Here is a 15,877-nt window from a genome sequence, read left to right as displayed (position 1 = left end):
ATCAGTCCAGCCAGACATATCCCGCGAGTCGCCCTGTCGTGCGGTCGCGGCGGTACGAGAAGTGGTTCTGCGACTCCCGCGTGCACACCGGCGACTGCTCCCGGTCGTGCACCCCGAGCCGCTCGAGCTGCGCGTGCACCCCGGCGGTCACGTCGACCGCCGGCGTGCCCCAGCTCGTCTCGGCGTACGCCGCCGGCTCGACGGCGGCCACCTCGGCACGCATCGCCTCCGGCACCTCGTAGCACCGGCCGCAGACGGCGGGCCCGGTGCGGGCGACGATCCGCGACGGCTCGGCCCCGAGATCCGCCATGGCCCGTACGGCCGCGGGGACGACTCCGGCGAGCATGCCGGGGCGTCCGGCGTGGGCCGCGGCGACGACCCCGGCGGCGGGGTCGGCGAGCAGGACGGGCGTGCAGTCGGCGGTCAGGACGGCGAGGGCGAGACCGCGGCGGGCCGTGACGATCGCGTCGACCTCGGGGACGGGGCGGTCGCCCCACGGTCCGTCGACCTCGGCCACGTCCTTGCCGTGCACCTGGTTCATCCAGACGACCAGGCCGGGGTCCAACCCGAGCGACTTCGCCGCGAGTTCGCGGTTGGTCCGCACGGCCCCGGGATCGTCGCCGACCGCGCCACCGAGGTTGAGCTCCTCATACGGAGCGGCGCTCACCCCGCCCCACCGGTCGGTGAAGGCGAAGTGCGCGCCGCTCACGTGTCCGCGCTGACCTATCACTTCAGGAAGTCCGGCACGTCCAGTTCCTCGGCCGCGCTGTCCGTGTAGGTCCGCGACGGGGGCACCGGCGGGGCGACCGGGAGGTCGGCCACCGGCTCGGGCGCCGGCTCCGGCTCCTCCTTCGGCGTGACACTGCCGAGCGAGCCGAAGGACGGGCGGCTCTCGGGCTGCCGTACCGGAGTGGGCTCCTCGCGGCGGGACGAGGCCGAGGAGGAGCCGAGGACGTTGTCCCGGCGAGCCGGGGGCTGGCCCCCGTCGAAGCCGGCCGCGATCACGGTGACCCGGACCTCGTCGCCGAGGGCGTCGTCGATGACGGCGCCGAAGATGATGTTGGCCTCGGGGTGGGCGGCCTCGCTGACCAGCTGGGCGGCTTCGTTGATCTCGAAGAGGCCGAGGTCGGAGCCGCCGGAGATGGAGAGCAGGACACCCCGGGCACCGTCGATGGAGGCTTCCAGCAGCGGGGAGGAGATCGCCATCTCGGCCGCGGCCACCGCGCGGTCGTCCCCGCGGGCCGAGCCGATGCCCATGAGGGCCGAACCGGCCTCGGACATGACCGACTTGACGTCGGCGAAGTCGAGGTTGATCAGACCGGGCGTGGTGATGAGGTCGGTGATGCCCTGGACACCGGAGAGCAGGACCTGGTCCGCCGACTTGAAGGCGTCGAGGACGGAGACCTGGCGGTCCGAGATGGACAGCAGCCGGTCGTTCGGGATGACGATGAGGGTGTCGACCTCTTCGCGGAGCTCGGCGATGCCGTCCTCGGCCTGGTTGGCGCGCCGCCGTCCCTCGAAGGTGAACGGGCGCGTGACCACGCCGATGGTGAGGGCGCCCAGGGAGCGTGCGATGTTGGCCACGACGGGCGCCCCGCCGGTGCCGGTGCCGCCGCCTTCACCGGCCGTCACGAAGACCATGTCGGCCCCCTTGAGGACCTCCTCGATCTCCTCGCGGTGGTCCTCGGCGGCCTTGCGGCCGACAGCCGGGTTGGCTCCGGCGCCGAGTCCGCGGGTGAGTTCGCGGCCGACGTCGAGCTTGACGTCGGCGTCGCTCATCAACAGCGCCTGCGCGTCGGTGTTGATGGCGATGAACTCGACGCCCTTGAGACCGACCTCGATCATCCGGTTGATGGCATTGACACCACCGCCGCCGACACCGATGACTTTGATGACTGCGAGGTAGTTCTGCGGTGCTGCCACGTCGAAGGCCTCTCGCCTCGAGTTACGTGTCGTCGGATCACGGGACGCTTGTGCGCTCCGTGCTCCGGCGACTGATGCCGAATGGGACGGTCCGTTTCGCCGACCCGAACCCTAACGCTGAAGTTTAGGGTTACCAGTGTGTCTGTTCCTTGGAGTCTTCTGAACAGGACACTAAGTCGACAAGTGGCGCCCGTTCAACGAACACGCCGAACCTCCCGTTTTTCTTTTCACCCTATGTGATCAGCCGTGTCGCTGCCCAACCAGGGTGCTGGCCTGCGCGGATGCGCGTCAACTCCCTGATGACGCAGGGGCGGTGGGAACACTGACGTCGAAGTGCCGTGCAGCCGGGGAGGCTTTCATCAGGGCGGTGATGGTACGGGCCTTTGCGGCACCCTTCTCGGAGCTCCCCCAGGCGACCGTGCGCCCGCCGCTCAACTCCAGCGAGATGTCGTCGTAGGAACGGACCTTGACGACCCGGGTGTCCCGGGCGACGGCGGCCGGAAGGGCGTCGGCGACCTTCACCGCCTCCCGCACCAGCCGGTTCTCGCCGAAGCGCCGCAGACTCGCGGAAGCCGAACCCGGGGAGGAGGTTTCCAATTCGAGAAGGGGAACACCCTGAGGAGCCTCGGAAACCGTGGCGAAACGGACACCTTCGTCGTCCACTTCCACGAAGTTCCGCCCCTTTTGAACCAGCAGGACCGGCTTACGCTCGGTCACTTTCAGGCCGATTCCGTGGGGCCAGGAGCGGACCACGTCAACCGAGTCGATTCGGGGCAATTCCGAGCGCAAACGCGCCGCGATCGCGTCCGTGTCGACGGAAATCAGCGGTTCCCCGACGGGCACGTCGGCGGCCTCGCGCACCTGCTCCGGCGTCAGAACTCGCGTACCGGAGACGGAGACACGCTCCACGCGCAGCCACTGCGAGCCGTACAACGCCCAGACGGCGCCCGCCCCGAGGAGGACGACCGCCAGGGCCAGGACGATGATCGTACGAAGCCGGCGTGGGCCCAGCCTCCGGGCGAGAGGCGGGCCGGACGATTCCTGCTGGCGTGCACCGCGTTCGGCGGTGGTCGGTCCGGCCACGCTCCCTGCCCTTCGTTCCCAGAGCCCTACATGCTGCGCCTAGTGGTGTGCACGGTGCGCGGCGATCGCCTCGTACACCATGCGGACGAGCAGGTCATCCGCGTCCCGGCGGCCGAACTCGCTGGCGGCGCGGGACATCTCGTACAGCCGGTGCGGGTCGGCGAGCACGGGCAGGACGTTCTCCCGGACCCACTCCGGGGTCAGTTCCGCATCGTCGACCAGGAGGCCGCCGCCGGCTTTCACCACCGGCTGGGCGTTGAGCCGCTGTTCGCCGTTGCCGATGGGCAGCGGGACGTAGGCGGCCGGGAGTCCGACGGCGGAGAGTTCGGCGACGGTCATCGCGCCCGCGCGGCAGAGCATCATGTCGGCCGCGGCGTACGCGAGATCCATCCGGTCCACGTAACTTACCGGGATGTACGGGGGCATTCCCGGCATCTGCTGGACGTGCGGCAGTTCGTTCTTCGGGCCGACCGCGTGCAGGATCTGGATGCCTGCCTGCTGGAGCCACGGGGCGACCTGCTGCACGACCTCGTTGAGGCGGCGGGCCCCCTGCGAGCCGCCGGAGACGAGCAGCGTGGGCAGGTTCGGGTCGAGGCCGAACATCGCGCGGGCCTCCGGGCGCGCCGCGGCCCGGTCGAGGGTGGCGATGGAGCGGCGCAGCGGGATCCCGATGTAGCGGGCGTTGCGGAGCTTGCTGTCGGGCGTGGAGACGGCGACCTGGGCGGCGTACCGGGAGCCGATCTTGTTGGCCAGGCCGGGGCGGGCGTTGGCCTCATGGATGACGATCGGCACGCCCAGGCGCTTGGCGGCGAGGTAGCCGGGCAGGGCGACATAGCCGCCGAAGCCGACGACGCAGTCCGCCTTCGTGCGCTCCAGGATCTGCTCGGTCGCCTTGATCGTGCCGCGCAGCCGGCCCGGGACGGTGATCAGCTCGGGCGTGGGCTTGCGCGGCAGCGGAACCGCCGGGATCAGCGCAAGCTCGTAGCCCCGCTGGGGAACGAGCGTGGTCTCCAGGCCGCGCTCCGTGCCCAGGGCCGTGATCCCCACGGTCGGGTCCTGCCTGCGCAGGGCGTCCGCGAGGGCGAGCGCGGGCTCGATGTGGCCGGCGGTCCCCCCACCAGCGAGTACGACATGCACCGAAATTCACCGCTCTCCGGACGAGCGCGCCGCCGAGGCACGCCGTCGCATCGTGTTCCATCTCCGGGGTCCCCGATTCGGCTGAGGACCCCCAGCCCCCCGCTTTCTACCAAAGCGGGGGTGCCGCATCGCAAGCGCCGCCCGCGCAGCGGGCTCGTCACGCGCGAAGGCGATCAGCAGCCCGATGGCGAACATGGTCGGCAGCAGCGCGGATCCCCCGTAGGAGAACAGCGGGAGGGGGACGCCGGCGATCGGCAGCAGGCCGAGCACCGCACCGATGTTGATCACGGCCTGGGCCGTGATCCAGGTGGTCACGCCTCCCGCGGCATACCTCACGAAGGGGTCCTCCGTGCGACCGGCCACGCGGATACCCGCATAGCCTAGAGCCGCGAACAGGGCGAGGACCGACAGCGTCCCCGCGAGGCCCAGTTCCTCACCGGTGACGGCGAAGATGAAGTCGGTGTGCGCTTCGGGGAGTTGGCCCCATTTCTCCACACTCGCACCGAGCCCGGAGCCGAAAATCCCGCCGGAGGCGAGGGCATAGATCCCGTGCACGGCCTGCCAGCAGTCGGTGGCGCCGGAGCGGGGCTCGGTGGCACCGATGCAGGCGAGCCGGGCCATGCGGTTCGGGCTGGTCTTGATGAGGATCACGCCGATCACGGCGGCGATCGACAGCACACCGACGAAGAGGCGGGTGGGCGCGCCCGCCAGCCACAGCAGACCGAACAGGATCGCCGTCAGGATGATCGCCGTGCCCATGTCGCCGCCGAGCATGATCAGGCCGAGCAGCATGAACGCGACCGGCACCAGCGGCACCAGCATGTGCTTCCACTGCGTGAGCAGCTTCTTGTCCTGCTTGCGGGCGAGCAGGTCGGCGCCCCACAGCACCAGGGCGAGCTTGCCGAACTCGCTGGGCTGGATCTGGAAGGAGCCGCCGAGCGAGATCCAGTTCTGGTTGCCGTTGACCGCCACCCCTATCCCCGGCACCTGCACCAGCACCATCAGAGCGACGGCGCCGGCGAGGATCGGGTAGGCCAGCGCCCGGTGCAGCTTCACCGGCATCCGGGAGGCGATCAGCAGCAGCGTCCCGCCGATGACCGCCGCCAGGAACTGCTTGCGGAAGAAGAACGAGCCCGGCAACGACATCTGCAGCGCGGTGATCTGCGAGGCCGAGTACACCATCACCAGGCCCAGCACGGTGATCAGCAGGCTGCCGCCGAAGATCAGGTAGTACGCGGTCAGCGGCCGGTCCCAGGCCTTGTGCGCGCGCGTGTACAGCCGGAGCACCGGATTGTCGCGACCCGGACGAGGGGCCGCGGGTCTGCGGACGCTGCGCTGAACGGGCGGACGCCCGGTACGGCTACCGGGCATCCGTGTCTCCGTCGTACGTCGGCCGTGACGGTCCCACGCGTCCCTCCCAAGGTCCGCCCGGCAGGCGGCCGGGTCAATGGGGGTCGGCTCCGAGTTCGCGAACCGCCTCCGCGAACGCGTCACCGCGCTGGTTGTAGTTGACGAACATGTCCATGGAGGCGCAGGCCGGGGCGAGCAGCACCGTGTCGCCGGGCCGCGCCAGCCGCTTCGCCTCCCGGACAGCCGCGAGCATCGCCCCAGTGTCGGTCCGGTCGAGGTCGACGACGGGTACTTCCGGGGCGTGTCGCGCGAGGGCCTCGTGGATCAGCGCCCGATCGGCACCGATGAGCACGACGCCCCGAAGTCGCTTCGCCGACTTGGCGACCAGCTCGTCGAAGGTCGCGCCCTTCGCGAGACCGCCCGCGACCCACACGATCGACTCGTACGCCGCCAACGAGGCTTCCGCCGCGTGCGTGTTGGTCGCCTTGGAGTCGTCGACGTACGCGACGCCGTCCACGTCCGCCACGTGGGCGATGCGGTGGGCGTCCGGGGTGAAGGCCCGCAGACCGTCCCGTACGGCCTTGGGGAGCACGCCGAAGGCGCGCGCCAGGGCCGCCGCGGCAAGGGCGTTGGCGATGTTGTGCGGGGCCGGCGGGTTGACGTCGGAGACCTCGGCCAGTTCCTGGGCGTTCTTCTGCCGGTTCTCGACGAAGGCGCGGTCGACCAGGATGCCGTCCACGACGCCGAGTTGGGAGGGCCCCGGGGTGCCGAGGGTGAAGCCGATGGCCCGGCAGCCCTCCTCGACGTCCGCCTCGCGCACCAGGTCCTCGGTGGCCTTGTCGGCGACGTTGTAGACGCAGGCGACCCGATTGCCCTCGTAGATACGGCCCTTGTCCTTGGCGTACGCCTCCATCGAGCCGTGCCAGTCGAGGTGGTCCGGGGCGAGGTTCAGCACGACGGCGGAGTGGGCGCGCAGGGAGGGCGCCCAGTGCAGCTGGTAACTGGAGAGTTCCACGGCGAGGACGTCGTACTGCTCCTCCCCGAGGACCGCGTCCAGCAGGGAGACGCCGATGTTGCCGACGGCCGCCGTGCGCAGGCCGGCCGCCTTCAGGATGGACGCCAGCATCTGGGTGGTGGTCGTCTTGCCGTTGGTGCCGGTGACGCACAGCCAGGGAGCCGCGTCGGGGCCCCGCAGCCGCCAGGCGAGTTCGACGTCGCCCCAGACCGGCACCCCGGCCTCGTGTGCGGCCGCGAACAGCGGCTTGTCCGGCTTCCAGCCGGGGGCGGTGACGATCAGCTCGGTGCCCTCGGGCAGGGTCGCCCCGTCACCGAGGCGCACGGTGATGCCGAGCGCCTCCAGTTCGGCCGCCTGGGCACGCGCGCGTGCGTCGTCGCCGTCGTTGACGACGGTGACCTTCGCGCCGCGCCCGTGCAGCACCTTGGCCGCCGGGACGCCGGAGACGCCGAGCCCGGCTACGGTGACGTTCTTCCCCTGCCAGTCGGTCACTTTTCTGCTGCCCATCCCGCGTAGAAGAGGCCCAGTCCGACAATGACGCAGATGCCCTGGATGATCCAGAAGCGGACCACGACAAGGACTTCGGACCAGCCCTTGAGTTCGAAGTGGTGCTGGAGTGGCGCCATGCGGAAGACGCGCTTGCCGGTCAGGCGGAACGAGCCGACCTGGATGACCACCGACATGGTGATGAGGACGAACAGACCGCCCAGGATGGCCAGCAGCAGCTCGGTGCGGGAGCAGATCGCGAGACCCGCGAGGACACCGCCGAGCGCCAGCGAACCGGTGTCGCCCATGAAGATCTTGGCCGGCGAGGTGTTCCACCACAGGAAGCCGAGGCAGGCACCCATCAGCGCGGCGGAGACGACGGCGAGGTCGAGCGGGTCGCGCACCTCGTAGCACGCGTTCGGGTTCATCAGGGTCTCGCCGTTGGCGCAGGACTCCTGGTACTGCCAGACGCCGATGAACGTGTAGGCGCCGAAGACGAGCACGGAGGCGCCGGTGGCGAGGCCGTCCAGACCGTCCGTCAGGTTCACGCCGTTGGACATGGCGAGGATCATGAACAGCGCCCAGACGACGAACAGCACGGGGCCGATCGTCCAGCCGAAGTCCGTGATGAACGACAGCTTCGTGGAGGCCGGGGTGTTGCCGCGGGCGTCCGCGAACTGCAGCGAGAGCACGGCGAAGGCGATACCGCCGAGCAGCTGGCCGGCCATCTTCGCCTTGGCCCGCAGACCCAGCGAGCGTCGCTTGACGATCTTGATGTAGTCGTCGAGGAAGCCGACCAGACCCATACCGACCATCAGGCCCAGCACCAGCACGCCCGAGTAGGTCGGCGGCTTGCCCGTGATCACCTTGGACAGGAAGTACGCGGCGACCGTCGCCAGGATGAAGGCGATGCCGCCCATCGTCGGCGTACCGCGCTTGCTGGCGTGCTCGCGCGGACCGTCGTCGCGGATGTACTGGCCGTAGCCCTTGCGCGCGAGCAGTTTGATCAGCAGCGGCGTGCCGATCAGCGTCAGGAAGAGGCCAATGACACCCGCGAACAGGATCTGCTTCATCATCGGGCAGCGACCTCACCCTCGGCACCGGTCTCGAGCAGCGCCTGCGCGACGCTCTCGAGGCCGACCGAACGGGACGCCTTCACGAGTACGACGTCTCCCGGGCGCAACTCGCTGCGCAACAGGTCGACCGCCGCCTGTGCGTCGGACACGTGCACCGACTCCTCACCCCACGAACCCTCGTTATATGCGCCCAGTTGCAGCCAGGCGGCTTCCCTGCCCCCGACCGCGACGAGCTTGCTGACGTTGAGCCGGACGGCAAGCCGTCCGACCGCGTCGTGCTCGGCGAGCGCCTCGTCCCCGAGCTCGGCCATCTTGCCGAGCACCGCCCAGGTCCGGCCCCCCTGTGCCCGTGAGGCTCCGCCCATGGCTGCCAGCGCACGCAGAGCGGCCCGCATGGACTCAGGGTTCGCGTTGTAGGCGTCGTTGACGATCGTCACGCCGTCCGGGCGCTCGGTGACCTCCATCCGCCAGCGGGAGAGGGAGCCCGCCTCGGAGAGCGCGGTGGCGATCTCTTCCGCGGACATGCCCAGCTCATGGGCGACGGCGGCCGCGGCGAGCGCGTTCGACACGTGGTGCTCACCGTACAGGCGCATGGTCACATCACTTGCACCGGAGGGTGTGTGAAGCCTGAAGGCGGGCTGTCCGGTGTCCGTGAGTCTCACGTTCTCGGCGCGTACGTCCGCTTCGTCGGACTCTCCGAAAAGGATCACCTTCGCCTTCGTTCGGGAGGCCATGGCCCGGACCAAGGGATCGTCGGCGTTGAGGATCGCGACGCCGCCCTCCTCCGCCGGCGGGAGGCTCTCGACGAGTTCGCCCTTCGCCTGTGCGATCTGCTCACGGCCACCGAACTCGCCGATGTGGGCGGTGCCGACGTTGAGGACGAGGCCGATCCTCGGCGGGGTGAGGCCGGTGAGGTAGCGGATGTGGCCGATGCCGCGGGCGCCCATCTCCAGCACGAGGAACCTGGTCTCCTCGGTGGCCGACAGGGCGGTCAGGGGCAGCCCGATCTCGTTGTTGAGCGAGCCGGGGGTCCACACCGTGGGCGCCTTGCGCTGGAGGACCTGTGCGATGAGGTCCTTGGTGCTGGTCTTGCCGGCGGAGCCGGTGAGGGCGACGAGGGTCGTGCCGAGCTTCTGCACGACGTGCCGCGCGAGGGCGCCGAGCGCCGTCTGGACGTCGTCCACGACGATCGCGGGCACGCCGACGGGTCGCGAGGCCAGTACGGCCACCGCGCCCGCCTCGACGACCGCCTGGGCGAAGTCGTGGCCGTCCACGCGCTCGCCGACGAAGGCGACGAAGAGGCTGCCGGGCTCCACCTCGCGGGAGTCCCGGACGACCGGCCCGGTGACCTGCGCGGTCGGATCCGGTATGTCGTGCGTCTGCCCGCCGACGACTGCTGCGATCTCGGCGAGGGAGAGGGCGATCACAAGTTCATCCCTGGGTCTTCTGGATAGCTTCGCGAAGCACCTGGCGGTCGTCGAACGGACGGACCACACCGGCGATGTCCTGGCCCTGCTCGTGGCCCTTGCCCGCGACCAGCACGGTGTCCCCGGGCCGCGCCCGGCCGACGGCGGCGGCGATCGCGGCGGCCCGGTCCTCGAAGAGCTGCACCTCGCCGCGCTCGTGGGCCGGCACGGACGCCGCACCCTGGAGCATCGTCGCGAGGATCGCGAGGGGGTCCTCGGAGCGGGGGTTGTCGGAGGTCAGTACGGCGGTGTCGGCGAGCCGGGCCACGGCGGCGCCCATCGGCGCCCGCTTGGTGGTGTCCCGGTCGCCGCCGCACCCGAGCACGACGTGCAGCCGGCCCTTGGTGACCTTGCGCAGCGCCTTGAGGACCGACTCGACGGCGTCCGTCTTGTGCGCGTAGTCGACGACCGCGAGGTACGGCTGCCCGGCGTCCACCCGCTCCAGCCGGCCCGGCACGCCCGGCACGGCGGCGACACCGTCGGCGGCGGTCTGCGGGTCGAGGCCGGCGGTGGCGAGGGCGACGATCGCGGCGAGGGTGTTGGCCACGTTGAAGGGGCCCGGCAGCGGCGACCTGGCGGCGACGCGTTGCCCCTCGGGGCCGACGACGGTGAACGTCGAGTCCATCGGACCGACCTCGACGTCCACGGCGCGCCAGTCGGCGTCGGGGTGGCCCTCGGCGGAGAACGTGACGACCGGGACGGTGGCCTCGCGGGTGAGCCGGCGGCCGTACTCGTCGTCGAGGTTGATCACGCCGAGTTTGCTGCGTCGCGGAGTGAACAGCTGCGCCTTGGCCCGGAAGTAGTCCTCCATGTCGGAGTGGAACTCCATGTGCTCCGGGCTGAGGTTGTTGAACACGGCGATGTCGAACACGCAGCCGTCGACCCGGCCGAGGACCAGGGCGTGGCTGGAGACCTCCATCGCGACCGCCTCGACACCGCGTTCGCGCATGACGGCGAACAGGGCCTGGAGGTCGGTGGCTTCCGGGGTGGTGCGCTCGGACTTGATGCGCTCGTCGCCGATGCGCATCTCGACGGTGCCGATGAGTCCCACCCGTCGCCCACCACCGCCCTCGACCGACGGCGCTTCGCGCCGGCCCCCCTCGTCCGTGCTGCGGGTGGTCCTGAGGCCGCCCTCGACGAGATACGCGGTGGTGGTCTTGCCGGAGGTGCCGGTGATGCCGATCTGGAGCAGGTCCCGGCCCGGATGGCCGTAGATCGCGGCCGCCAGCTCGCCCATCCGCCCGCGCGGGTCGTCGACGACCAGGACCGGCAGGCCGGTCGCGGCGGCGCGTTCGGCACCGGTCGGGTCCGTCAGCACGGCGACCGCGCCGAGGCCGGCGGCCTGGGTGACGAAGTCGGCACCGTGCAGGCGGGCGCCCGGGAGGGCGGCGTACAGGTCGCCGGGGCGGACGGCGCGCGAGTCGTGGGTGATGCCCGTGACCTCGGCAGCGCCTTCCGGCGTGGTGGCACCCAGCTGATCGGCGAGCTCCGCGAGGGGTGTGGCGGAGACCTGAACCGGTCGCGGCGGTCCCGGATATGTCACGGAAGCGCCCTTCTGGGTGGTTTGGGACTGATCAGCGTGTGGCACGGCGGTGAGCGTACCGGGCCCACCCGCCTGGGGGCGAAGCGAGGCGGTGGGCGGGAGCCCGGGCGGGGCGTGGTTCCCGGGATCGGGGGTGATCATGGTCACGGGCTGGATTCCTGGCTGTTCGGCGCTGAACACGGGCGGGCTGGGGGCTCAGGGGGCGAAGGAGACCGGGAGGCTCGCGGGCTTCGCCCCGGTCGGGGGGACCTGCAGGGTCTTCAGGGCGAACTCCATGACCTGCTTGAAGACGGGGCCGCAGATCTGGCCGCCGAAGTAGCTGCCCTTGGTGGCGTTCTGGATCGCGCAGTAGACGGTGACGCGGGGGTTGTCGGCGGGCGCGAAACCGGCGAAGGACGAGGTGTAGCCACGGTACTTGCCGGTGGCCGGATCCACGCGGTTCGCGGTACCGGTCTTGCCCGCCACGCGGTAGCCGGGGATGCGCGCCTTGGTGCCGGTGCCCTCCCGGTCGTCCACGACCGACTCCAGCATCTGGGCGAGGGTCTTCGCCGTCTTCTGGCTGACCACCCGCGTCTTCTGCGGGGCGGGGGCGGGCGTGAAGCGTCCGTCGGGCCCCTTGGTGCCGCGCACCAGGGTCGGCTCGACGCGGACGCCGCCGTTGGCGATCGTCGAGTAGACGGAGGCCGCCTGGAGCGCGTTGATGGACACGCCCTGGCCGAAAGGAATCGTGTACTGCTGCGAGGTCGACCACTTGTCCGGCGGCGCGAGGATGCCCTTGGTCTCGCCGGGGAAGCCGAGCCCGGTCGGGCTGCCGATGCCGAATTTGCGCAGGTAGGAGTAGAGGACCCGGTTGGCCTCGGCCTGCGTCTTGCCGAGCTGGCCGGTGGCCAGGATGGTGCCGATGTTGCTGGACTTGGCGAGCACGCCGTTGAGCGTGAGGTACCAGGTCGGGTGGTCGATGTCGTCCTGAAACAGCCGGTCGCCGCGGTGCAGCCGGTTGGGCACGGTGACGTGCGTCAGCGGTGTGGCGGCGTTCTCCTGCAGGACGGCGGCCATCGACATGACCTTGGCGGTGGAGCCGGGCTCGTAGGCGTCCTGGACGGCCGCGTTGCCGAGGGCCTCGGAGTCCGCCTTCGCGAGGTCGTTGGGGTCGAAGCCGGGTGAGTTGGCCATGGCGAGGATCTCGCCGGTGCGGGTGTCCTGGACGACGACGTAGCCGCGGTCCGCCTTGGACTTCTCCACCTGCTCGGTGATGGCGTTCTGAGCGGCCCACTGGATGTCGCGGTCGATCGTCAGCTCGACGTCGGAGCCGGGCACGGCGGGCGTCTCGGTGGAGCCCGCGGTGGGCACCTGACGGCCGCCGGACTGGGCGTAGCGGATCTTGCCGTCCTTGCCGGCCAGGGTGCTGTTCAACTGCTGCTCGACCCCGCCGCCGCCGTTGCCCTCGGCGTTGACCCAGCCCAGTATCCCGGCGGCGAGCTCGCCGTTGGGGTACACGCGCTTGCTGCTGGGGACGGAGAAGACACCGGCGAGGACGTTGACCGTGGTGCTGTCCGTCTCGGACTTCGTGGCGAGCGCGGACTTCAGGTCCCTGATCTGCTTCCAGACCTGCGGCGTCTGCCGGCCGGCCAGCTTGGCGTAGCGCGCCCTCGGGTCCTTGGGCCGCAGCTTCCTGACGAGATCGGCCTGCTCCTGGCCGAGGATCGGCGCGAGGAGGGCGGCCGCCTGCTCGGGGCCGTCCTCGATCTTCAGCTGCTCGTAGCCGAACATCGTCGGGTCGGCCGTGATGTCGTAGGCGTCCTCGCTGGTCGCGAGGGCCACGCCGGCGCGGTCGGTGATCTCGCCGCGCTCGGCGGCCAGCACCTGGCCGACGTAGCGGTTCCGCTCGGCCTTGGCGGCGTACGTGCTCGCGTCGACGGCCTGCACCTGGAGCAGGCGGACGACGAACGCGATCAGGACCAGGGCCAGCGCGAAACCGACCATCCGCAGGCGGGGGCGGGGGCTGCCGAGCCGGATGACGCGGGGGGCAGCGGGGCGGGGCGCGGCCGGGCGGCGGGCCGGGCGGGCGCCGGGGCCGGGGCGCCGCCGATCGGACGCCGGGCGGGAGGACCGGGCGGGGCCGGGCACGCGCCGGCGCGGCGGTTGCCTGTCGGACACTTCCGTCACCTGCCGGGAGTCGTGGGGAGGGCTGCGGTCGGGGAGGCGCCCGGGACGGGCGGCGCCGGGTACGGGAGGCTCGGCGAGGCGCTCGGGACGGACGCCGATGGAGGCAGGCCCGTCGCGATGGCCTCGGGCGGCTGTACGACCGTCGGGGTGTCCGCCGCGGACCGCTGGGGGGCGGCCGAGGGGACGCCCTTCACGGTGCCGTCGGGGTTGAGGAAGGCCGGGTCGCCGCCGGGGACCATGCCGAGTTCGCGGGCGCGGCGCTGGAGGGCGTCGGGGGCGGAGTAGGAGTCGATGTCCCGCTGGAGCGACTGCTCCTCGTCGGTGAGGTTCTTGGTGTCCTTCTGCAGGTCGTCCATCTTGAACGAGCCCTCGCTGAGCGCCGAGTTCAGCACGAGCAGACCGATGAGGCCGCCGCCGAGGAGCAGGACGACAAGGAGGACGAACGGGGTGCGGGCGGCCTGGCGCGGGCCCGTCGGGAAGAGATGCACGAGCCGGGCGGCCCTGCCCCGCAGTTCGGGTTTCCTACTCACTCGCCCTCCCCTGGGTCGGAGTCACGAACCCACTGGTCCGGGGTGCTCCCCGGCGCGCCCGCCGCACTCCGCTCACTCGATGTCCTCCCTGATGCGCTCGGCTCCCCGCAGCCGCGCCGGAGCGGCTCGCCGGTTCTCGGCGACCTCTTCCTCGGTGGGAAGTTCGGCACCGCGCGTGAGCAGCTTGAGGCGGGGCTGGTAGCGCTCGGGCACGACCGGCAGCCCGGGCGGCGCGGTGGTGGCGGCACCGGCCGCGAACACGTGCTTGACGAGCCGGTCCTCCAGCGAGTGGTACGACAGCACGGCGATCCGTCCGCCGACGTCGAGGGCCTTCACCGCGGCCGGGATCGCCCGTTCCAGGACGGCGAGTTCGCCGTTGACCTCGATGCGCAGGGCCTGGAAGGTGCGCTTGGCCGGGTTGCCGCCGGTGCGCTTGGCGGCCTGCGGAAGCGCGTTGCGGATCAGTTCGACGAGCCGGGCGCTGTTGGTGAAGGGCTCCTTCTCCCGCTCGCGCACGATCGCGGAGACGATCCGCTTGGCCTGCTTCTCCTCCCCGTACGCCCGCAGGATGCGCACCAGTTCGCCCGCCGGGTAGGTGTTGAGGACCTCGGCGGCGCTGATGCCGGTCGTCTGGTCCATGCGCATGTCGAGCGGGGCGTCCTGGGCGTAGGCGAAGCCACGGTCGGCCTCGTCGAGCTGCATGGAGGAGACGCCGAGGTCGAACAGGACGCCCTGCACGCGCGCGATGCCGAGCCGTTCGAGGACGGCGGGCAGCTCGTCGTAGACCGCGTGGACGAGGGTGGCGCGCTCGCCGAAGGGGGCGAGGCGCTCGCCGGACAGCCGCAGGGCCTCCTTGTCGCGGTCGAGGGCGACGAGCCGGGCCTCGGGGAACCGGGTGAGCAGGGCCTCGCTGTGCCCGCCGAGGCCGAGCGTGCAGTCGACGACGACGGATCCGGGCCGCTCGAGGGCGGGGGCCAACAGGTCCAGGCACCGCTGGAGCATCACCGGGACATGTCGACTGTGGCTCAAGGGGCCCTCTCAGATCCGGCGGGCCCATACGCACCGCCGGGTCCCCGCCCGCTCGAGAAGGGGAGGCCTGCCGGCGCCGGAAGCGTCAGCCGACCGGGAGCGGGAGGAGGCCGAGCCGTACGTACGCGCCGCGCACGCGGGGAGATCTCCGGCTGCCGCGCCGGGGTCTCACGGGGAAGTCAGCGGGGAGATCGTCGCCTCCCGCTTCGCGTCACTTTAGTCCACCCTCTCCCGTGGTCAATCAACCGGTCTGCGCGTCGCGGCCCGGCGCGGCCGTGAAGCGCCGAACCGGCGAAAATCACCCGTTCGGGTAACCGACTCTCACCCCTGTGGCTTACCTCACAAGCACGGCGTGATGACGCTCTTTTTCCCATCTCACAACAGGACCGGAACGGCGGTGACCAGTACCGTCATGGCTATGACGACCTCTGCATCCGTTCCCACCGAGTCCGAAGGCGCCATACGCGGCGGCACCGTGACCGACCGCCTGGTCGAGGCGAACGAGCGGTACGCCGCCGAGTTCACCGATCCGGGCATGGACGCCCGCCCCGTCCTGCACGTCGCGGTCGTGGCCTGCATGGACGCCCGTCTCGACCTGCACGCCGCGCTGGGCCTGGAGCTCGGCGACTGTCACACGATCCGCAACGCGGGCGGTGTGGTCACCGACGACGTGATCCGCTCACTCACCATCAGCCAGCGAAAGCTGGGTACCCGAAGCATCGTCCTGATTCATCACACCGGCTGCGGCCTTGAGACGATCACGGAGGATTTCCGTACCGAACTGGAGATGGAGGTGGGCCAGCGTCCCGCCTGGGCCGTGGAGGCCTTCCGGGACGTCGACCAGGACGTACGTCAGTCGATGCAGCGGGTGCGCACCTCGCCGTTCCTGCTGCACGCCGAGGACGTGCGAGGCTTCGTCTTCGATGTGAAGACGGGCCTGCTGCGCGAGATCGATCCGGTGCAACCGTCTTAAGAGCTGACATATCGCTGTCAGTTGTCCACAGGCGAGTGACACGAATCGGTAACGGCGGCAAGAATGCGGGAGTGGCGTCACGCGGAACTTTCCACGCGTG

General features: G+C 70.8%; 13 protein-coding genes. 1 reads left to right on the top strand and 12 read right to left on the bottom strand.

The window, feature by feature from the left end; translation table 11 throughout:
* Window position 1: 1 nt before the first annotated feature.
* The 12 genes from pgeF to rsmH form a co-directional block, all read right to left on the bottom strand.
* The gene (gene pgeF, locus IE263_RS20420) at window positions 2-730 is read right to left on the bottom strand and encodes a peptidoglycan editing factor PgeF (protein ID WP_189938606.1); all 729 of its coding nucleotides are present in this window, start codon (window positions 728-730) and stop codon (window positions 2-4) included.
* Window positions 727-1,923, bottom strand: a complete 1,197-nt coding sequence (gene ftsZ / locus IE263_RS20415; RefSeq protein ID WP_189938604.1) for a cell division protein FtsZ — start codon at window positions 1,921-1,923, stop codon at window positions 727-729. Before ftsZ ends, pgeF begins: the two co-directional genes overlap by 4 nt.
* A 288-nt stretch (window positions 1,924-2,211) precedes the next feature.
* Window positions 2,212-3,006, bottom strand: coding sequence for a cell division protein FtsQ/DivIB (locus IE263_RS20410; protein WP_189938602.1), 795 nt, complete (start codon window positions 3,004-3,006; stop codon window positions 2,212-2,214).
* Window positions 3,007-3,045: 39 nt separating this feature from the next.
* Complete coding sequence (gene murG / locus IE263_RS20405) at window positions 3,046-4,143, bottom strand: undecaprenyldiphospho-muramoylpentapeptide beta-N-acetylglucosaminyltransferase (protein WP_189938601.1); 1,098 nt, start codon at window positions 4,141-4,143, stop codon at window positions 3,046-3,048.
* A gap of 6 nt (window positions 4,144-4,149) precedes the next feature.
* Window positions 4,150-5,514, bottom strand: coding sequence for a putative lipid II flippase FtsW (gene ftsW / locus IE263_RS20400; protein ID WP_189938598.1), 1,365 nt, complete (start codon window positions 5,512-5,514; stop codon window positions 4,150-4,152).
* Window positions 5,515-5,587: 73 nt separating this feature from the next.
* On the bottom strand, window positions 5,588-7,015 hold the full coding sequence (gene murD / locus IE263_RS20395) for a UDP-N-acetylmuramoyl-L-alanine--D-glutamate ligase (RefSeq protein ID WP_189938596.1): 1,428 nt from the start codon (window positions 7,013-7,015) through the stop codon (window positions 5,588-5,590).
* Window positions 6,997-8,070: a phospho-N-acetylmuramoyl-pentapeptide-transferase gene (gene mraY, locus IE263_RS20390; protein WP_189938594.1), complete on the bottom strand. Its 1,074-nt coding sequence runs from the start codon at window positions 8,068-8,070 to the stop codon at window positions 6,997-6,999. The genes murD and mraY overlap by 19 nt, the downstream gene beginning before the upstream one ends.
* Complete coding sequence (locus tag IE263_RS20385; RefSeq protein WP_189938592.1) at window positions 8,067-9,497, bottom strand: UDP-N-acetylmuramoyl-tripeptide--D-alanyl-D-alanine ligase; 1,431 nt, start codon at window positions 9,495-9,497, stop codon at window positions 8,067-8,069. Before IE263_RS20385 ends, mraY begins: the two co-directional genes overlap by 4 nt.
* 4 nt (window positions 9,498-9,501) lie before the next feature.
* Window positions 9,502-11,226 (bottom strand): UDP-N-acetylmuramoyl-L-alanyl-D-glutamate--2,6-diaminopimelate ligase, encoded by a 1,725-nt coding sequence (locus IE263_RS20380; RefSeq protein ID WP_189938589.1) that lies wholly within the window; start codon window positions 11,224-11,226, stop codon window positions 9,502-9,504.
* A 48-nt stretch (window positions 11,227-11,274) separates the two neighbouring features.
* Complete coding sequence (locus IE263_RS20375) at window positions 11,275-13,236, bottom strand: peptidoglycan D,D-transpeptidase FtsI family protein (protein WP_308430635.1); 1,962 nt, start codon at window positions 13,234-13,236, stop codon at window positions 11,275-11,277.
* A gap of 5 nt (window positions 13,237-13,241) precedes the next feature.
* Window positions 13,242-13,775, bottom strand: coding sequence for a cell division protein FtsL (gene ftsL, locus IE263_RS20370; protein WP_189938585.1), 534 nt, complete (start codon window positions 13,773-13,775; stop codon window positions 13,242-13,244).
* 72 nt (window positions 13,776-13,847) lie between these two features.
* A complete protein-coding gene (gene rsmH, locus IE263_RS20365) occupies window positions 13,848-14,804 on the bottom strand; it encodes a 16S rRNA (cytosine(1402)-N(4))-methyltransferase RsmH (protein ID WP_189938583.1) in 957 nt (318 codons plus the stop codon).
* A gap of 355 nt (window positions 14,805-15,159) precedes the next feature.
* On the opposite strand from rsmH, the gene IE263_RS20360 reads away from it, so the two are divergent.
* Window positions 15,160-15,777 carry a beta-class carbonic anhydrase gene (locus tag IE263_RS20360; protein ID WP_189938972.1) on the top strand — a complete coding sequence of 206 codons (618 nt, stop codon included), beginning with the start codon at window positions 15,160-15,162 and terminating at the stop codon, window positions 15,775-15,777.
* The last annotated feature ends 100 nt before the right edge of the window (window positions 15,778-15,877 follow it).

This window comes from Streptomyces aurantiogriseus, assembly GCF_014649375.1.
GTDB lineage: Bacteria > Actinomycetota > Actinomycetes > Streptomycetales > Streptomycetaceae > Streptomyces > Streptomyces aurantiogriseus.
This window is presented reverse-complemented; position numbering and strand designations above follow the sequence as displayed.

What these genes read in the sequence shown, in the direction of transcription:
- ftsW (WP_189938598.1), bottom strand. Translation starts at nt 5,514, where the DNA reads ATGCCCGGTAGCCGTACCGGGCGTCCGCCCGTTCAGCGCAGCGTCCGC.
- IE263_RS20360 (WP_189938972.1), top strand. Translation starts at nt 15,160, where the DNA reads ATGACGCTCTTTTTCCCATCTCACAACAGGACCGGAACGGCGGTGACC.
- mraY (WP_189938594.1), bottom strand. Translation starts at nt 8,070, where the DNA reads ATGATGAAGCAGATCCTGTTCGCGGGTGTCATTGGCCTCTTCCTGACG.
- murD (WP_189938596.1), bottom strand. Translation starts at nt 7,015, where the DNA reads ATGGGCAGCAGAAAAGTGACCGACTGGCAGGGGAAGAACGTCACCGTA.